Below are 20,448 nucleotides of genomic sequence, written 5' to 3'. Positions count from 1 at the left end.
GGGACCTGGGACTGCGATGCCCGACGACGAGAAGCTGCTCGAATACCTGAAGCGCGTCACCGCCGACCTGCAGCAGACTCGCCGGCGGCTGCGGGAGACCGAGGAGGCGGCGGCCGAACCTATCGCGATCGTCGCGATGAGCTGCCGGTACCCGGGCGGGGTGCGCTCGCCGGAGGATCTCTGGGCGCTCGTCGCCGAGGGCGGGGACGCGATCACCGGTTTCCCGGACAACCGCGGCTGGGATCTCGAACGGCTCCGGGACCCGGGTGCGGACCGCACCGGGACCAGCTATGTGCACGCCGGTGGTTTCCTCCACGACGCGGGCGAGTTCGACCCCGGGTTCTTCGGGATCAGCCCGCGCGAGGCGCTGGCCACCGATCCGCAGCAGCGGCTGATGCTTGAGGTCTGCTGGGAAGCCTTCGAGCGCGCCGGGATCGATCCGGCTTCGGTGCGGGGATCCCGCGTCGGCGTCTTCGCCGGTGCGGGGGTGCAGGACTACGGCTCCCTGCTGGAGTCGGTGCCCGAACTGGCCGAGCAGTACATGGCCACCACCAACGTGTCCGCCGTCGTGTCCGGCAGGGTCGCCTACACGCTGGGGCTGGAGGGACCCGCGGTCACGGTGGACACCGCGTGCTCGTCGTCGCTGACCGCACTGCACCTGGCCTCCCGGTCGCTGCGGTCGGGTGAGTGCGCGATGGCGCTGGCCGGCGGGGTGATGGTGATGGCCACCCCGGCGCCGTTCGTCGCGTTCAGCAGGCAGCGCGGGCTGGCACCGGACGGCCGCTGCAAGCCGTTCTCCGATTCGGCCGACGGCACGGGCTGGTCCGAGGGCGCCGGGATGCTGTTGCTGGAGAGGCTTTCCGACGCGCGGCGGCTCGGGCATCCGGTGCTCGCCGTGGTCCGGGGCAGCGCGGTCAACTCGGACGGGGCGTCCAACGGGCTCACCGCGCCGAACGGATCGGCACAGCGCGACGTCATCCGCCAGGCGCTCGCCGCCGCCGGTCTGTCCACAATGGACGTCGATGCCGTCGAGGCGCACGGTACCGGTACCACGCTGGGGGACCCGATCGAGGCGCAGGCGCTGCTGGCCACCTACGGCCGCGGCCGTCCGGCGGACCGGCCGCTGTGGCTGGGGTCGGTCAAGTCGAACCTGGGGCACACCCAGAGCGCGGCGGGGGTCGCCGGGGTCGTCAAGATGGTCATGGCGCTGCGCGAAGGCGTGCTGCCGAAGACCCTCCACGTGACCGAGCCGACCAGCCACGTCGACTGGACGACGGGCCGGGTCGAGCTGCTGACCGAGCGGATCGCGTGGCCGGTCGCCGAGCGGCCGCGACGAGCCGGCGTCTCCGCGTTCGGGCTGAGCGGGACCAACGCGCACGTCATCCTGGAGCAGGCGCCGGACGACCAGCCCGCCGAAACCCCGTCCGGCGGGCTGCCCGGCCCGGTGCCGTGGCCGTTGTCCGGCCACACGCCCGAAGCGTTGCGGGAGCAGGCCGCGCGCCTGCTGGCGCACCTGGAGGACCGGCCGGGGACGGCGCCGCTGGACGTCGGGTTCTCGCTGGCCACCGGCCGCGGCGCGTTCGAACACCGCGCGGTCGTCCTGGCCGGGGACCGTGCGGAAGCGCTGGCCGGGCTGGCGGCCGTGGCGCGGGACCGGGCCCGGCCCGGCGTGCCGCGCGGCACGGCGGACGCGGGGGCCACGGCCTTCCTGTTCACCGGCCAGGGCGCGCAGCGGCCGGGCATGGGCCGCGAGCTGTACGAGGCGTTCCCGGTGTTCGCGGAGGCGTTCGACGAGGTGGTCGCGGAGCTGGACGCGCGGCTCGGGTGTTCGCTGCGCGCGGTGCTCTGGGGCGAGGACGCCGAGGCGGTGCACCGGACGGAGTTCGCGCAGCCGGGGCTGTTCGCGGTCGAGGTGGCGTTGTTCCGGTTGTTCGAGTCCTGGGGCGTGCGGCCGGACTTCGTGGCCGGGCACTCGATCGGCGAGGTGGCCGCGGCCCACGTCGCGGGCGTGTGGCCGGTGGCCGACGCGGCCGAACTGGTGGTCGCGCGCGGGCGCCTGATGCAGGCGTTGCCCGCCGGTGGCGCGATGCTCGCGGTCGGCGCTCCCGAAGCGGAGGTCCTGACCTGGCTGCCGGACGGCGTGGACCTCGCGGCGGTCAACGGGCCGGACGCCGTCGTGGTGTCCGGCCCGGAACCGGGGGTGCTGGCCGTGGCGGCGCTCGCCGGGGCGCGGGGCCGCAGGTGCAGACGGCTCGACGTTTCCCACGCGTTCCACTCGGCGCTGATGGACCCCATGCTGGCGGAGTTCCGCGCCGTGGTCGAAGGACTTTCCTTCGCCGAACCGGAAATCTCCGGAGTGTCCACTGTGACCGGTGGCCCGGCCGTGGAGTGGGGCAGCCCGGAGTACTGGGTGCGGCACGTGCGGGAGCCGGTCCGGTTCGGGGACGGTGTCGGGTTCCTGGCCGGGGCGGGGGTGACGCGGTTCGCCGAGCTCGGCCCGGACGGGGTGCTGTCCGCCATGGTCCCGGCGATCGTGGATCCGGCGGTGGCCGTTCCCTTGCTGCGTAAGGAAACGGCCGAACCGGACAGCCTGCTCGCCGCCCTCGCGCGGCTGCACGTGGCGGGCGTGGCCCCGGACTGGGCCGCGGTGTTCGCCGGTTCCGGGGCGCGCCGCGCCGATCTGCCGACGTATGCCTTCCAGCGCGAGAACTACTGGATCGACGCCCGGTCCGTGGTGGGCGACCTCGCCTCGGCGGGTCTGGCCGGTGCCGACCACCCGCTGCTGGGCGCGGCCATCACTCTCGCCGACTCCGGGGGCGTGGTGCTCACCGGCCGGGTCTCGGTCGCCGCGCAGCCATGGCTGGCCGAGCACCGGGTGGAGGACGTCGTCGTCTTCCCCCCGGCGGCTTTCGCCGAACTCGCCATCCGCGCGGGTGACCAGAGCGGGCGCGCCGTGCTGGACGAACTCACCGTGCTCAGGCCGCTGGTGCTGCCCGAAACCGGCGGGGTCTGGCTTCAGGTCGTCGTCACTCCCGAGGAAGCCCGCGACGTCGTCACGATCTACGCGCGCGACGAAGTCGCCGGGCCCGACGGGCCGTGGACCCGCCAGGTGACCGGGGTGCTGCTCGGCGGGCGTGGCGCGGCCGAAGCGCTGACCGAGTGGCCGCCCGCGGACGCGAGGGAGCTCGATCCCGGCCCGGCGCTCCCGGAGTCACCGGTCGTCTGGCGATCCGGTGACGATCTGTTCGCCGAGGTCTCCCTGCCCGGCCGGATCCGCGGCGAAGCGGCCCGGTTCGGCCTGCATCCCAGCCTGCTGGAGTCCTGCCTTCGTCTGGCGACACTGCTCGGCGTCGACGAGAACGCCCAGGCGGTCGCGTGGTCCGGCTTCGAGCTGCACGCCGCGGGAGCCGCCGAGGTGCGGGTGAGGATCACCGCGCTGGACACCGACCGGGTCGCGCTGGTGCTCGCCGACGCGACGGGCGACCCGGTGGCCTCGATCGGCTCGGTGACGATGCGGCGGACGTCCCTCGAACCGGGCAGCGGCTTCACCGATTCGCTGTTCGAAGTCCAGTGGGCGGTCACGCCGGGAGCCGCCGAGGTTCCAGTGTCCACTGTGGACTGGGAGGAGGTTTCGGACGAGGTCCCCGACGTCGTCGTGCTGCGCTGTGCTCCCGGCGCCGACGGCGCGGCGGCGCTCGCGGCCACCCGGCGGACGCTCGCGGTCCTGCGGGATTTCCTTGCCGAGAAGAGGTTTTCCGCGGCCAGGCTGCTGGTGGTGACCGAGGGCGCCGTCGCGTTGCCGGGGGAGGGGGCACCCGATCTGGCGGGCGCGGCGGTGTGGGGCCTGGTGCGGTCGGCGCAGTCCGAGCACCCCGGCCGGATCCTGCTGGCCGACGTCCGGGGCGAGCCGGACCTCGCGGCCGTCGTGGCCGCGGGCGCGTCCCAGGTCGTGGTCCGCGACGGCGTTTCGCGCGCGGCCCGGCTGGTGCGCGCGCCGCTGGACGAGGCACGCGTGGGCACCGGATTCGGCCCCGGCGGCACGGTGCTGGTCACCGGCGCGACGGGATCGCTGGGCGCGCTGGTCGCGCGGCACCTGGTGACCGCGTACGGCGTGGAAAGCCTGCTGCTGGTCAGCAGGCGAGGCGCGGACGCCGCCGGCGCCACCGAGCTGCGGGACGAGCTGACCGCGCTGGGCGCCGAGGTGGAGTTCGCGGCGTGCGACGTGGCCGACCGCGTGGCACTGGCCGGTGTGCTGGCCGGCCGGATGCTGACCGGGGTGGTGCACGCGGCCGGGGTCGTGGACGACGGGGTGATCGGTTCGCTGACACCGGAGCGGGTGGACGTCGTGTTCGGCCCGAAGGCCGAGGGCGCGTGGAACCTGCACGAGCTGACCGCGGACATGGACCTCTCGGCGTTCGTGGTGTTCTCCTCCGCGGCGGGGCTGCTGGGCGCGCCGGGGCAGGGAAACTACGCGGCCGCCAACGCCTTCCTGGACGCGCTCGCGACCCGCCGGAGGGCGGAGGGGCGGCCGGCGTGTTCGCTCGCCTGGGGCCTGTGGGCGGTCGAGGGCGGGATGGCGGGCGGGCTCGGCGGCGCGGGGCGGGCGAGGATTTCCCAGGGCGGGTTGGTCCCCCTGACTCCCGAGGACGGCTTGGCGCTGTTCGACAGGGCCATGGGCGCGAGGTCCGCGGCCGTCGCCCCGGTGCGGTTCGATCTGGCGGCGGTGCGCGCGCACGGGGAAGGCGCCGGGGAACTGGTGCGCGGGCTGGCCTTCGGCGCGCGGCGCCGGGCGGCGGCGGGCGGTGCTCCCGGCGCGACGGCGAGCGCGCTGCGGCGGCTGCTCGCGGCGCTGCCCGAGGCGGAGTGGGAGGCCGCGCTGCTCGACGTCGTCCTCGGCCAGGCCGCTCTGGTGCTGGGTTTCGAGTCCGCGCGGGCGGTGCATCCCGGCCGCGCGTTCAGCGAACTCGGCTTCGACTCGCTCACCGCGGTCGAGTTCCGCAACGGGCTCGCCGACGCCGTAGGTGTCCACCTGCCCGCCACGCTGGTGTTCGACTATCCGACCGCCGAGGTGCTCGCCCGGCATCTGCTGGCCGAGGTCGCCGGGGACGAGGACCTCGCCGCGGCGACGGCCCCGGCGGCCGTCACGGACGAACCGATCGCGATCGTCGGGATGGCGTGCCGGTACCCGGGCGGTGTCGCCTCCCCGGCCGACCTGTGGCGGCTGGTCGCCGAGGGCGGGGACGCGATCTCGGAGTTCCCGCCGGATCGGGGCTGGGACCTCGACGCGCTCTACGATCCCGCCGGCGACCGGCCGAACACCAGCTACACCCTGAGCGGGGGTTTCCTGCACGACGCCGCCGATTTCGACCCGGCGTTCTTCGGGATCAGCCCGAACGAGGCGCTGACGATGGACCCGCAGCAACGGCTGCTGCTGGAGACGGCCTGGGAGACCTTCGAACACGCGGGCATCGATCCGGCGTCGCTGCGCGGCAGCCGGACCGCGGTGTTCACCGGGATGACCTACCACGACTACGCCGCCAACAGCAGTACCGGCGCGATCGCCTCGGGCCGGGTGTCCTACGTGTTCGGGTTCGAGGGGCCGTCGATGACGGTGGACACCGCGTGCTCCTCGTCGCTGGTGGCGCTGCACCTCGCCGCGCAGGCGCTGCGTTCCGGCGAGTGCGAGCTCGCGCTGGCCGGTGGCGTCGCGGTCATGGCGACGCCGGAGATGTTCGTCGAGTTCAGCCGGCAGCGCGCGCTGGCGGCCGACGGCCGGTGCAAGTCGTTCGCCGACGGGACCGACGGGACCGGCTGGGGCGAGGGCGCCGGCCTGCTGCTGGTCGAGCGGCTCTCCGACGCGCGCCGTCGCGGGCATCGCGTGCTGGCGCTGGTCCGCGGGATCGCGGTCAACTCCGACGGCGCGTCCAACGGGCTGACCGCGCCCAACGGCCCGGCGCAGCAGCGGGTGATCCGGCAGGCGCTGGCAGGCGCCGGACTGTCCTCTTCGGACGTCGACGTCGTCGAGGCGCACGGCACCGGCACGCCGCTGGGGGACCCGATCGAGGCACAGGCACTGCTCGCGACCTACGGCAGGGACCGCGACGGCGAGCCGCTGTGGCTGGGGTCGCTGAAGTCGAACCTCGGGCACACGCAGGCCGCGGCCGGGGTCGCCGGTGTCATCAAGATGGTCGAGGCGATGCGGCACGGAGTCCTGCCGAAGACCCTGCACGCCGAGACGCCGACCCGGGAGGTGGACTGGTCCTCGGGCGCGGTCGAACTGCTGGCCGAGGCCAGGGAATGGCCGGTCGCCGGGCGTCCGCGCCGGGCCGCGGTCTCCTCGTTCGGGATCAGCGGCACCAACGCGCACGTGATCCTCGAACAGGCCGAAGCCGGGGACCAGGCCCGTGCCCTGCCCGGCACCGGGGGCGTGGTGCCCTGGGTGCTTTCGGGACGGACCCCCGAGGCCCTGCGCGCACAGGCCACGCGCCTGCTGTCCACAGTGGACGAACAGCCGGAGGTGTCTCCGCTCGACGTCGCGTTCTCGCTGGCGACGTCGAGAGCGGTCTTCGAGCACCGCGCGGTGCTGGTGGGGGAGACCCGCGAGGAACTGCGCCGCTCGCTCGCCGCGCTGGCGGCGGAGGACGGCGGTACCGGCCGGGCGGCCACCGGGTCCACGGCGTTCCTGTTCACCGGCCAGGGCGCGCAGCGGCCGGGCATGGGCCGCGAACTGTACGAAACCTTCCCCGCGTTCGCCGCGGCCTTCGACGCGGTCACCGCGGCGCTGGACGCCCGGCTCGCCCGCCCGCTGCGCGAGGTGATCTGGGGCGCGGACACCGGCGAGGTGGACCGGACGGAGTTCGCGCAGCCGGGCCTGTTCGCGGTCGAGGTCGCGCTGTTCCGCCTGTTCGAGAGCTGGGGCGTCCGGCCGGACTTCGTGGCCGGGCACTCGATCGGCGAGGTGACCGCGGCGCACGTCGCCGGTGTGCTCTCCCTCGCCGACGCGGCCGAACTGGTGGTGGCGCGCGGACGTCTCATGCAGGCGCTGCCCGAAGGCGGCACGATGGTGGCGATCCGGGCGGCGGAGGCCGAGATCCTGCCGTTCGTCTCGGAAAAGGTCTCGGTCGCGGCGGTCAACGGGCCGGAGTCCGTGGTGATCTCCGGCGCCGAGCCCGACGTGCTCGCCGTCGCCCGGCGTTTCGAGGAACTCGGACGGAAATGTGCCCGGCTGAAGGTGTCCCACGCCTTCCACTCGGCGGCGATGGATCCGATGCTGGCCGGCTTCCGCGAGGTGGTGGCCGGGCTTTCCTTCGCCGCGCCGGAGATTCCGGTGATCTCGACGGTGCGCGGAACCGCCGTCGAGGATCTGGATTCCCCCGGGTACTGGGTGAACCAGGTCCGGGCCACCGTGCGTTTCGCCGACTGCGTGCGTGAACTCGGGGAACGCGGTGTCGGCACGGTCCTCGAACTGGGGCCGGACGGCGTGCTGTCGGGCGTGGCGCCGGACAGCGCGGGCCCGGACGTCGCCTTCGTGCCGGTGTCGCGGCGTGACCGGAGTGAGGTGCGCGAGCTGGTTTCGGCCCTCGGCGTGTGCCATGTCCGCGGGATCGCCGTCGACTGGGCGGAGTTCTTCGCCGGCCGGGGAGCCAAGGCCGTGGAACTGCCCACCTACGCGTTCCGGCGGGACCGCTACTGGGTCGACATCGCGGACTACTGGAGCGTGGCGTGGGCCGGCTCGGTGGCCGGGCTCGGCGACGTGACGGCCAGCGGCCTGGAATCCGCCGGGCATCCGCTGCTGAGCGCGGTGGTCGTGTCGCCGGACTCCGGGGACGTGCAGCTGACCGGCAGGCTCGCGATGTCCGCGCCGTCCTGGCTCGCCGATCACGTGGTGGCCGGTGCGGTGCTGTTCCCGGGAACCGGGTTCGTCGAGCTGGCGGTCCGCGCCGGCGACGAGGTCGACTGCGGTTCGCTCGAAGAGCTGACCCTGCGGGCGCCGCTGGCGCTTCCCGCGCGCGGCGGCGTCGCGTTGCGGGTGACCGTCGGCGCACCGGGGCCGGCGGGCAGGCGGACACTGGGCATCCGGTCGCGCGCCGAGGAGCCCGGCGCGCCGTGGATCGCACACGCCGAGGGTGTGCTCGGCCCGCGGCGGGCCAAGGCGGCGGCGCCCGGCCTGGCCGAGTGGCCACCGGCGGGGGCGTCCGCGGTGTCGCTCGACGGTTTCTACGACTGGGTCGCCGAAGGCGGGCTGGCCTACGGCCCGGTGTTCCGGGGACTGCGGGCCGCCTGGCTGCGCGGGGACGAGGTCTACGCCGAGGTCGAGCTGCCGGTGGCCGGGGACGCGGCGGAGTACGGACTGCATCCGGCGGTGCTCGACGCCGGCCTGCACGCGGTGGCGCTACGGCCGGGCGGAGAACGGACCGCGCGGCTGCCCTTCGCCTGGTCCGGGGTGACCCTGCACGCATCGGGCGCCTCCCGCGTCCGGGTCCGGCTGGCACCTGCCGGGGCGAGCGGGTACGCGATCACGGTGGCTGACGAGGCCGGGAATCCCGTCCTCTCCGCCGATTCCCTGGTGCTGCGGGAAATCGTCGCGGACGGGCCCGGGACGCACGGGGTTCCCGACGCCCTGTTCCGGCCTGCCTGGACTCCCGTCCCGGTCTCCGAGGGCTCGCCCGTCTCCGTCACCGGCTGGGACGGTGCGGACGAAGCGGCCACCCCGGACGCGGTCGTCCTCCGGAGCGCACCGGGCACCGGCCCGGAAGCCGTGCGCGCGGCCACCCACCGGGCACTCGCGGTGCTCCGGGAGTATCTGTCCGGGGAGCGGTTCGCCGAGGCCACACTGGTCGTGGTCACCGAGGGCGCGGTGGCCCTGCCGGGCGAGGACGTCACCGACCTGGCCGGGGCGGCGGTCTGGGGCCTGGTGCGCTCGGCGCAGGCGGAACACCCGGGCCGGATCGTGCTGGCCGACTGCGGGCCCGGCGATCTCCCGGCGGTGCTCGCCTCGGGCGAGCCGCAGGTGGCCGTGCGCGGGGGCGAGGTCTTCGCGGCCCGGCTCGCCAGGGTGCCCGCCCCGGAACCGGCGTCCTCGCGCGGATTCGCGCCCGGGGGCACGGTCCTGGTCACCGGTGCGACGGGGACGCTGGGCGCGCTGGTCGCACGGCATCTCGTGGCCGCCCACGGCGTCGACAGCCTGCTGCTCGTGAGCCGCCGGGGCGCGGCGGCCCCCGGCGCGGGGGAACTACGGGACGAACTGGCGGGCCTCGGCGCCGACGTCGAGTTCGCCGCCTGTGACGTGGCCGACCGGGCGGCACTGGCCGAGCTGCTGGCGCGGCGGCCGGTGCGCGGGGTCGTCCACGCGGCCGGGGTCCTGGACGACGGCGTGCTCGGGGCGTTGACGCCCGAACGGATCGACACGGTGCTGCGGCCCAAGGTCGACGCGGCGGTGAACCTGCACGAGCTGACCGAGGGGATGGACCTGTCGGCGTTCGTGCTGTTCTCCTCCGCCGCGGGCGTGCTCGGCGCGCCGGGACAGGGCAACTACGCCGCCGCCAACGCGTTCCTGGACGCGCTCGCGACCCACCGGCGGGCCCTCGGCCTGCCCGGCCAGGCACTGGCCTGGGGACTGTGGGACGACGAGGCGGGCATGGCGGGCAGGCTCGGTGTCGCGGGCAGGCAGCGGATCGGCCGCACCGGCGTCCGCCCGCTGACCGCCGAGGAGGGCCTGGCGCTGTTCGACCGCTCGGTTTCGGCCGACGTCGCGGTACTGGTGCCCGCCCGGCTCGATCTCGCGCTGCTGGCCGGGGCGGGGGACGCGCTGCCCGCGGTGTTCCGCGGTCTCGTCCGCGTCCGCTCGCGCCGGGCCGTCGGCGAGGGGGCGGCGATCGGCGAAACGGCTCGCCGGCTGTCCGGACTGGACGAAGAACACCGCGAAACGGCGTTGGTGGACCTCGTGCGTGCCCGCGCGGCGTCGATCCTCGGCCACGCCGGGCCGTCGGCGGTGGATCCCGGCCGCGCGTTCAGCGAACTCGGCTTCGATTCGCTGACCGCGGTCGAATTCCGCAACACGCTGAGCGAGGCGGTGGGGGTGCGGCTGCCCGCCACGGTGGTGTTCGACCACCCGAACCCGATCGCGCTGGCCCGGTTCCTGCTGGGCGAGATCTCCGGGAGCGGGGTGGCGGCACGGGCCGTCGCGCCGGTCACCACGAGCCGGGACGAGCCGATCGCGATCGTGGCGATGGCGGGCCGGTATCCGGGTGGGGTGGTCTCACCGGAGGGTCTGTGGGATCTGGTGGCGGCCGGGGAGGACGCGATCGCCGGGTTCCCGGTCGATCGGGGCTGGGATCTGGCGAACCTGTATGACCCGGACGGTGTGCGGCCGGGCACGAGTTATGTGGACCGGGGCGGTTTTCTCGCTGGTGCGGGGGAGTTCGATCCGGGGTTTTTCGGGATCAGTCCGAACGAGGCGTTGTACATGGATCCGCAGCAGCGGTTGTTGCTGGAGGTTGCGTGGGAGGTGCTGGAGCGGGCGGGCATCGATCCGCGTTCGGTGCGGGGGAGTGATACGGGCGTTTTCGCGGGGATGATGTACCACGACTACGCGCACAACAGCGCGGCGGGAGCGGTGGCTTCGGGCCGGGTGTCCTATGTGCTCGGTCTGGAGGGGCCGGCGGTGACGGTGGACACGGCGTGTTCGTCGTCGTTGGTGGCGTTGCATCTGGCCGCGCAGGCGTTGCGGTCCGGCGAGTGTTCGCTGGCGCTGGCCGGTGGGGTGGCCGTGATGGCGACGCCCGAGGTCTTCGTCGAGTTCAGCCGCCAGGGCGGGTTGTCGCCGGACGGCCGGTGCCGGTCGTTCGCCGCGGACGCGAACGGGACGAGCTGGAGCGAGGGAGTGGGCCTGCTGTTGCTGGAACGGCTGTCCGACGCCCGGCGCAACGGCCGTCAGGTGCTGGCGCTGGTGCGGGGTTCGGCGGTGAACCAGGATGGTGCGTCGAACGGGTTGACGGCGCCGAATGGTCCTTCGCAGGAGCGGGTGATCCGGCAGGCGCTGGCGAACGCTGGACTGTCCACTTCGGACGTCGATGTGGTGGAGGGGCACGGTACCGGCACCGCGTTGGGTGATCCGATCGAGGCGCAGGCGTTGCTGAACACGTATGGCCGGGATCGTGAACGCCCGTTGTTGCTGGGGTCGGTGAAGTCGAATCTGGGGCACACGCAGGCCGCCGCCGGGGTGGCGGGGATCATCAAGATGGTCATGGCGATGCGGCACGGTGTGGTGCCGAGGACGTTGCACGCGGAGGCGCCTTCGGAGCAGGTGGACTGGACCACCGGCGCGGTGGAACTGGTCGCCGAGTCTCGCGCGTGGCCGGAGACGGGGCGGCCGCGCCGGGCGGCGGTGTCGTCGTTCGGCATCAGCGGCACCAACGCCCACGTCGTTCTCGAAGACGTTCCGGCGGACTCCCCGGCGAGCCGCGCCGTCGGTGACGCCACGGTGCCGTGGGTGCTGTCCGGAAAGACACCGGACGCGCTCCGGGCCCAGGCCGCCCGCCTGCTGTCCTTTGTGGAGTCCGAACCCGGGCTTCTTCCGGCCGACGTGGGGTTCTCGCTGGCCACCGGCCGGAGCGCGCTGGAGCACCGTGCCGTGGTGGTGGGAGCCGGGCGCGCGGAGCTGACGCGGCGGCTGGGCGCGGTGGCCGGTGGCGAAACGGGGCCCGGGGTGGTTGCCGGCTCCCCGGCCGAGGGCGGCACGGCGTTCCTGTTCACCGGCCAGGGCGCGCAGCGGCCGGGCATGGGTCGTGAGCTGTATGACGCCTTCCCCGCGTTCGCCACCGCCTTCGACGCCGTGGTGGCCGAACTCGACCGGCACCTCGGGCAGCCACTGCGCGAGGTGGTGTGGGGCGGGGACGCCGTCCTCCTGAGCCGCACGGAGTTCGCGCAGCCCGCCTTGTTCGCGGTCGAGGTGGCGGTGTTCCGGCTGCTCGAAAGCTGGGGCGTGCGGCCCGGTTTCGTGGCCGGTCACTCCGTCGGGGAGCTCGCGGCGGCACACGTCGCCGGCGTGTTTTCCCTGGCTGACGCGGCGAAGCTGGTGGTCGCGCGTGGCCGGTTGATGCAGGCGCTGCCCGAGGGAGGCGCGATGCTCGCCGTACGCGCGACCGAGGCGGAGGTGGCGCCGTTCGTCTCGGCGAAGCTGTCGATCGCGGCGGTCAACGGGCCGGAATCGGTTGTGGTGTCCGGGGCGGAGCCCGAGGTCCAGGCCGTGGCGGACCGGTTCACCGGGAGGGGACGGAAGTGCACGCGCCTGAGCGTGTCGCACGCCTTCCACTCGGCGCTGATGGACCCGATGCTGGACGGATTCCGGGCCGTGGCGGCGGAGCTCTCCCCAGCCCCGCCGGCGATCCCGGTGGTCTCGACCGTCTCGGGCGTGCTCGCCGACGAGCTGACCTCGCCGGACTACTGGGTGCGGCAGGTGCGCGAGACCGTGCGTTTCGCGGCCGCGGCCGGGTTTCTCTCCGCCCAGGGCGTGACGCGCTTCGTCGAACTCGGCCCGGACGGCGCGCTGTCCGCGATGGTGCCCGACGTGGTCGAAGCCGCGCTGGCCGTACCGGTTTCGCGCCGGGACAGGCCGGAGGTGGAAGCCTGCTACGCCGCATTGGGCGCGGTACAGGTCAGCGGCGGGAAGGTCGACTGGGACGCGGTCTTCGCCGGGTCCGGAGCCCGTCGCACCCTCCTGCCCACGTACGCCTTCGAGCACCGGCACTTCTGGTTGCCCAGCGCCCGCGCCGACGGCGATCCCGGGTCGGCGGGCCTGGCCCCGGCGGGGCACCCGCTGCTCGGCGCGACCGTGCCGCTGGCGGACTCCGGCACGACGGTGAGCACCGGACGGCTGTCGCTGGCCACCCAGCCGTGGCTGGCCGATCACGTCGTCGGCGGGACGGTGCTGTTCCCGGGCACCGGTTTCCTCGAACTGGCCGTGCACGCCGGTGATCAGGCCGGTGCGGCGGAGCTCGCCGAGCTGACCCTCGAAACGCCGCTGGCGCTGCCGGAGCGGGGCGCGGTGATCTGCCAGGTGGTGCTGACCGCGCCCGGCGAGAACGGCACTCGCGGCGTGACCATCCATTCACGCGCGGAGGACGACCCCGGCGCGCCGTGGCTGCGGCACGCGACCGGTGTCCTCGCCCCGGCGGCCACCCAGCCCGAGGCCGAGCTGACCAGCTGGCCGCCCCCGGACGCGGAATCGCTTGACCTGACCGGGTTCTACGCGACGTTGTCCGAGGCAGGGCTGGACTACGGCCCGCTGTTCCAGGGGCTGCGCGCCGCCTGGAAGACGGGTGACGCGGTCTTCGCCGAAGTGGCGCTGCCGGAAGCCGGTGACGCGGCCGGTTACGGAGTGCATCCGGCGCTGCTGGACGCGGCGCTGCACGCGGTCGCGCTGACTGGGCCGCCGTCCGGCGCCGCGCTGCCGTTCGCCTGGACGGGAGTGACGCTGCACTCGGCGGGCGCTTCGGCACTGCGGGTGCGGCTGGCCGGGGTCGCGTCCGGCGCGGTCTCGGTGACGGTGGCGGATTCCGCGGGCCGGCCGGTGCTTTCGGCCACGTCGCTGGCGCTGCGTGAGATCACCGCGGAGCAGCTGAACGCCGCGCGCGCGGCGTTCCACGAGTCGCTGTTCCGGCTGGAGTGGCCGGCCGTCCCGGTGCGCGCGGCCGACGTCACGCCGGTCGGCTGGGACACGCTCGGCGAGGGCCCGGTCCCGGAGTTCGTGGTGCTGCGTCCCCCGGCCGGAACCGGTGCGGGCGTGGCGCACACGGCCACTTTGGCCGTGCTGGAGGTCCTGCGGACATGGCTGGCCGACGAGCGTTTCGCCGCCTCCACCCTCGTCGTCCGGACCGAGGGCGCCGTGGCGCTCCCCGGCGAAGACGTGACGGATCTGGCCGGCGCCGCCGTGTGGGGCCTGGTCCGCGCGGTACAGGCGGAGGAACCGGGCCGGGTCGTGCTCGCCGACTGCGCCGCGGCCGACCTCCGGACGGCACTCGCCACGGGCGAACCGCAGGTCGCCGTCCGTGCCGGGGTGCCGCACGCGGCACGGCTGGGCCGGGTGCCGATGGCGGCGGAAGAGCCGTCGGCGACCTTCGGCCCCTCGGGAACGGTGCTGCTCACCGGCGCCACCGGCGCGCTGGGGCGGCTGCTCGCCCGGCATCTGGTCACCGGCCATCGCGTGCGTGACCTCCTGCTGACCGGACGCCGGGGCCGGGAGGCACCCGGCATGTCCGAGCTGGCCGGGGAGCTGACCGCGCTCGGCGCGCGGGTCGAGGTCGTCGCGTGCGACGCGGCGGACCGGGACGGACTGGCCGCCGTGCTGGCCGCGATCCCCGGGGACCGTCCCCTGCGCGCGGTGGTGCACCTCGCCGGTGTCCTCGACGACGGCGTGCTCGGCACGCTTTCCGCGGAGCAGCTGGGAAAGGTGCTCCGGCCCAAGGTCGACGCCGCGGTCAACCTGCACGAGCTGACCGAGGACATGGAGCTGTCGGCGTTCGTGCTGTTCTCCTCGGCGGCGGGCACGGTGGGCAACGCCGGGCAGGCCAACTACGGCGCCGCCAACGCGTTCCTCGACGCCTTGGCCGCGCACCGGCGCGGCCGGGGGCTGGCCGCGCAGTCGCTCGCTTGGGGACTGTGGGCAAACGAGGCGGGCATGGGCGGCGAACCGGCGCCGGCCGACCGGAAGCGGATGAGCCGGCTGGGCGTCGGCGCGCTGTCGGCGGAGCAGGGACTCGCGTTGTTCGACGTGGCGATCGCGGCCGGCGCGCCCGCCCTGCTGCCGATGCGGCTCGACCTCGGGCGGCTGCGGGCGTCCGGCGGTGAGCTGCCACCGCTGTTCGCCGGTCTGACCGGGCGCCGGACGCGGCGGTCCGCCGCGTCCGGTCCGGCCGAGCACGGCAGGTGGGGACAGCGGCTCGCCGAGCTGCCCGAGCGCGAGCGGGTGGCGGCGGCCCTGGACCTGGTCCGGCGTCAGGCCGCGGCGACGCTGGGGCACGCGGGACCGGAGGCGATCGAACCGGACCACGCGTTCGGTGATCTCGGCTTCGATTCGCTGACCGCGGTCGAGTTCCGCAACGGGCTCGGCGACGCGCTCGGCGTCCGGCTGCCCGCCACGCTGGTGTTCGATCATCCGACCCCTCGTGCGCTGGCCGGGCATCTCGCCGCCGGGGCGGCCGGGACCGGTGCGCGGACACGTGTGGCCAGGGCCGTCACCACGAGCCGGGACGAGCCGATCGCGATCGTGGCGATGGCGGGCCGGTATCCGGGCGGGGTGGATTCGCCGGAGGGGTTGTGGGATCTGGTGGCGGGCGCGCGTGACGCGATCGCCGGGTTCCCGGCAGACCGCGGCTGGGATCTCGCGAACCTGTACGACCCGGAACCGGGAAAACCCGGGAAGTCCTACACCCGCCAAGGTGGTTTTCTCGCTGGTGCGGGGGAGTTCGATCCGGGGTTTTTCGGGATCAGTCCGAACGAGGCGTTGTACATGGATCCGCAGCAGCGGTTGTTGCTGGAGGTTTCGTGGGAGGTGCTGGAGCGGGCGGGCATCGATCCGCGTTCGGTGAAGGGCACGGCCACCGGCGTTTTCGCCGGGATGATGTACCACGACTACGCGCACAACAACTCCGCGGGAGCGGTGGCTTCGGGCCGGGTGTCCTATGTGCTCGGTCTGGAGGGGCCGGCGGTCACCGTGGACACGGCGTGCTCCTCGTCGCTGGTCGCGCTGCACCTGGCCGCGCAGGCACTCCGGTCCGGCGAGTGTTCGCTGGCGCTGGCCGGTGGCGTGGCCGTGATGGCGACGCCGGACACGTTCGTGGAGTTCTCCCGCCAGCGTGGGCTGTCGCCGGACGGCCGGTGCCGGTCGTTCGCCGCGGACGCGAACGGGACCGGGTGGAGTGAAGGCGTCGGGATGCTGCTGGTGGAGCGGTTGTCGGACGCCCGGCGGAACGGGCATCCGGTGCTGGCGCTGGTACGGGGTTCGGCGGTGAACCAGGACGGCGCGTCGAACGGGTTGACGGCGCCGAACGGCCCGTCGCAGGAGCGGGTGATCCTGCAGGCACTGGCGAACGCCGAACTGTCCACTTCGGACGTTGACGTGGTCGAGGGGCACGGTACCGGCACCGCGCTGGGGGACCCGATCGAGGCGCAGGCGCTTTTGGCCACGTACGGACAGGACCGTGAACGCCCGTTGTTGCTGGGGTCGGTGAAGTCGAATCTGGGGCACACCCAGGCCGCGGCCGGGGTGGCGGGGGTCATCAAGATGGTCATGGCGATGCGGCACGGGGTGGTGCCGAAGACGTTGCACGCGGATGAGCCGTCCGGACAGGTGGAGTGGGCGGCGGGAGCGGTGGAGCTGGCGGCGGAGGCCAGGGAATGGCCGGAGACGGGGCGGCCGCGCCGGGCGGCGGTGTCGTCGTTCGGCATCAGCGGCACCAACGCCCACGTCATCCTGGAACAGGTCCCGGCGGAGATCGCCGGGGACCGGGTTCCGGACGGCGCGCCGGTGGTGTGGCCGGTGTCCGGCAGGACCGGGGAGGCGCTGCGGGCGCAGGCCGCGCGGCTACTGTCCTTTGTGGAGTCCGAACCGGGCTTGTCCCCGGCCGACGTGGGTTTCTCGTTGGCGACGGGGCGTGCGGCGTTCGAGCATCGCGCCGTGGTCGTGGGCGCGGATCGGGACGAACTGGTGCGGCGCTTGGGCGCGGTGGTCGGTGGCGAGACGGGGCCCGGGGTGGCCGTCGGCTCCCCGGCCGACGGTCGCATGGCGTTCCTGTTCACGGGTCAGGGTGCGCAGCGGTTGGGGATGGGTCGTGAGCTGTATGAGTCTTTCCCGGTTTTCGCTGGGGCTTTCGATGTCGTGGTGGCCGAACTGGACGGGTGGCTCGGGTGTTCGTTGCGGGAGGTGATCTGGGGTGGGGAAGTGGAGGTCCTGGATCGGACGGAGTTCGCGCAGCCGGGGTTGTTCGTGGTCGAGGTGGCGTTGTTCCGGTTGTTCGAGGCTTGGGGTGTGCGTCCGGATTTCGTGATGGGTCATTCGGTGGGGGAGATCGCGGCGGCTTATGTGGCTGGAGTGCTTTCACTGGCGGATGCGGCGCGGTTGGTGGTGGCGCGGGGCCGGTTGATGCAGGCGTTGCCCGAGGGGGGCGCGATGCTTTCGGTGCGTGCGGCTGAGGACGAGGTGGTGCCGTGGTTGCCGGTGGGCGTGAGTGTGGCGGCGGTCAACGGTCCGGAGTCGGTGGTGTTGTCCGGTCCCGTGGCGGAGATCGAGGAGCTTGCTTCGAAGTTCGGGGCGGCGGGCCGGAAGTGCAGGCGGCTCAGTGTGTCGCATGCGTTCCATTCGGCTTTGATGGATCCGATGCTGGAGGATTTCCGTGCGGTGGTTTCGGAGCTTTCTTTTGCGGAGCCGCGGATTCCGGTGGTCTCCACGGTGAGCGGTGCTGTGGCGGAGGATTTCGCTTCACCGGAGTACTGGGTGCGGCAGGCCAGGGCCACCGTCCGGTTCGCCGACGCGATCGAATTCCTGACCACCCAAGGTGTGCGCACCTTCGTCGAACTCGGTCCCGGTGGCGCCCTGTCGGCCATGGTCCCGGATGCGGCGGGGTCCGCGGTGGTCCTCCCGGCACTGCGCGGGGACCGCGCCGAACCGGACACCGTGCTCACCGCGCTCGGTGGGACCTACGTCGCCGGCGGCGCCGTCGACTGGGCCGCGTTCTTCGCCGGCGCGCGTCGTGTCGACCTGCCGACCTCCGCTTTCGAGCGCGAGCGTTACTGGCTGACCGCGGGGACGCTCACCGCCGACGCCGCGGCGGCCGGACAGGAGGCCGTGGCCCACCCGCTGCTCTCCGCCGCCGTCCCGGCACCGGAGTCCGGTGGGGTCGTCCTGACCGGCCGGATCTCGCGCGGCACCCAGCCGTGGCTGGCCGATCACGAAGTGCTGGGCGCGGTCCTGCTGCCGGGTACCGCTTTCGCCGAACTGGCGATCCGGGCGGGCGAGGAGGCCGGCGTCTCCGCGCTGGCGGAGCTGACGGTGCGGGCGCCGCTCGTGCTGCCCGCGGACGGCGGCGTCGCGGTGCAGGTCGTGGTCGGCGACGCCGACGACCAGGGCATGCGCCCGGTGCGTGTCCACGCGCGCGGTGACGGCCCCGGTGCGTCCTGGACGGCGCACGCGGACGGGCTGCTCGGGCCCCAGGGCGCGCCGCCCCCGCCCGACCGGGGCCCGTGGCCGCCCACCGGTGCCACTCCGGTGAGCCTCGACGGCGCCTACGAACGGCTGGCCGGGCACGGGTTCGGCTACGGTCCGGTCTTCCAGGGGGTGACGGCCCTCTGGCGGCGCGGTGAGGAGGTCTTCGCGGAGGTCTCCCTGCCCGAGCAGGCCGTGCCCGGCGCGGAGGGGTTCGGGATGCACCCGGCGCTGCTGGACTCCTGCCTGCACGCGGCGATGATCGCCGGGGACGGGGACACTCCCGCCCTGCTCCCGTTCGCGTGGGCCGACGTCGCCTGGCACGCCACCGGCTCCACCGCCGTGCGGGCGCGGATCACGCCGTCCGGGGAGAACGCCGTCGCGCTGGAACTCGCCGGTCTCGACGGCGCGCCGGTGGCCACGGTGGGCTCGCTGACCTCCCGCCCGGCCACGGCCGGGACCTCCACCGCGGCCGCGGAGTCCCTCTTCGCGCTCGAATGGGTTCCCGCCCCGGCCGTCCGGCCGGTCAAACCGTCCTTTGTGGACTGGGAACGGCTCGGGGACGGCACACCGCCGCCGGTGGTCGTGTTCACGCCGGTGCCGGGCGGTGACGCCGGCTCCGTGCGAGAGGCGACCGCGCGCACCCTCGGCGTCCTGCAGCGCTGGCTGTCCGACGAGCGGTTCGCCGAGTCGACGCTCGTGGTGGCCACCGAGGGCGCGATGGCGCTGCCGCACGAGGACGTCACCGATCTCGCGGGCGCGGCGGTGTGGGGCCTGGTGCGCTCGGCGCAGTCGGAGCATCCCGGCCGGATCGTGCTGGCGGACTGCGCGCGCGACGACCTGCCGGCCGCGTTCGCGGTCGACGAGCCGCAGGTGGTGGTGCGCCTCGGCGAGGCTCGCGCGGCGCGGCTCGCCCGGGTCCGGGCGGACGGTGCCGGACCGGCGGGGAGCTTCGCCGGGGGCGGTACCGTGCTGCTCACCGGCGCCACCGGGGCGCTGGGCTCGCGGGTGGCCCGGCATCTCGTCACCGGGCACGGGGTGCGTGATCTCCTGCTGGTCAGCCGTAACGGCCCGGACGGCGCGGGCGCGGACCGGCTGCGGGCGGAACTGACGGCGCTGGGCGCCGAGGTCGAGCTCGCCGCCTGCGACGTCGCCGACCGAGACGCGCTGGCCAAGCTTCTCACCGGGCGTTCACTGACCGGGGTCGTGCACGCGGCGGGCGTGCTCGACGACGCGGTGATCGGTTCGCTGACCCCGGACCGGATCGCCGGGGTCCTGCGCCCGAAGGTCGACGCGGTGCTCAATCTGCACGAGCTGACCGCGGACATGGAGTTGTCGGCGTTCGTGCTGTTCTCCTCGGCGGCGGGGGTGTTCGGCGCGGCAGGGCAGGGCGGCTACGCGGCGGCGAACACGTTCCTCGACGCCTTCGCCGCTCATCGGCAGGCAGCCGGTCTGCCCGCCCAGTCCCTCGCCTGGGGCCCCTGGGCCGGTGACGAGGGCATGGCGGGTGAACTCGCGGAGTCCGACCGCCGCCGGCTGCGGCGGTCGGGCGCGGACGGCCTGACCGTCGAACAGGGGCTCGAGCTGTTCGACCTCGCCACGGCGCTGGGCCTGCCCTCGGTGCTGCCGATGCGGATGGACCCGCACGCCCCGGCCGCGGACGGGGACCTCCCGCCGCTGTTGCGCGGGCTCTTCCGGCCTCGTCCTCGCCGGGCCGGCGGAGCGGCCGCGGAGCCGCTCGGCCGGCGTCTCGCCGGTCTCCGGCCGGAGAAACAGGAGGCGGCGCTGCTCGAGATCGTGCGCGGGCAGGTGGCCGCCATCCTCGGGTACGCCGGCCCCGCGGCGGTGCCGGGCGACCGTGCGTTCGGCGAGCTGGGATTCGACTCGCTTTCGGCGGTCGAGTTCCGCAACGGGGTCAGCGCGGCCGTGGGGCTCCGGTTGTCCGCGACCCTGATCTTCGACTATCCGACGCCGAAGGCACTCGCCGCGCACCTGCGGCGCGAGCTGGCCCCCGAGCCCGGCGGCGAGGACGGGGACGAGGCGGAGCGGATCCGCCGGATCCTGCGGGCCGTCCCGCTCCGCGGCCTGCGGGACGCCGGACTGCTGGAACCCCTGCTCGAACTGGCGGGCGCCGCCGGCACAGCGGAACCGTCCGAAGTGGACGGAAACGGGGATTCGATCGACGAGATGGACACCGAAAGCCTGATCACGATGGCGTTCGACGACGCGACGCGGGAAATGTGAGACTG

General features: G+C 74.2%; 1 protein-coding gene. It reads left to right on the top strand.

Features of this window, described 5'->3' with window-relative positions:
- Window positions 1-16 precede the first annotated feature (16 nt).
- Window positions 17-20,443 (top strand): SDR family NAD(P)-dependent oxidoreductase, encoded by a 20,427-nt coding sequence (locus ABD987_RS03760; RefSeq protein ID WP_345386928.1) that lies wholly within the window; start codon window positions 17-19, stop codon window positions 20,441-20,443.
- Window positions 20,444-20,448: the final 5 nt, after the last annotated feature.

Source organism: Amycolatopsis samaneae (assembly GCF_039541975.1).
Taxonomy (GTDB): Bacteria; Actinomycetota; Actinomycetes; order Mycobacteriales; family Pseudonocardiaceae; genus Amycolatopsis; species Amycolatopsis samaneae.
The sequence above is the reverse complement of the archived record's forward strand: the minus strand, read 5'-3'. Positions and strand labels throughout refer to the sequence as shown.

Coding starts and splice junctions, on each gene's coding strand:
- ABD987_RS03760 (WP_345386928.1), top strand. CDS start 17: ATGCCCGACGACGAGAAGCTGCTCGAATACCTGAAGCGCGTCACCGCC.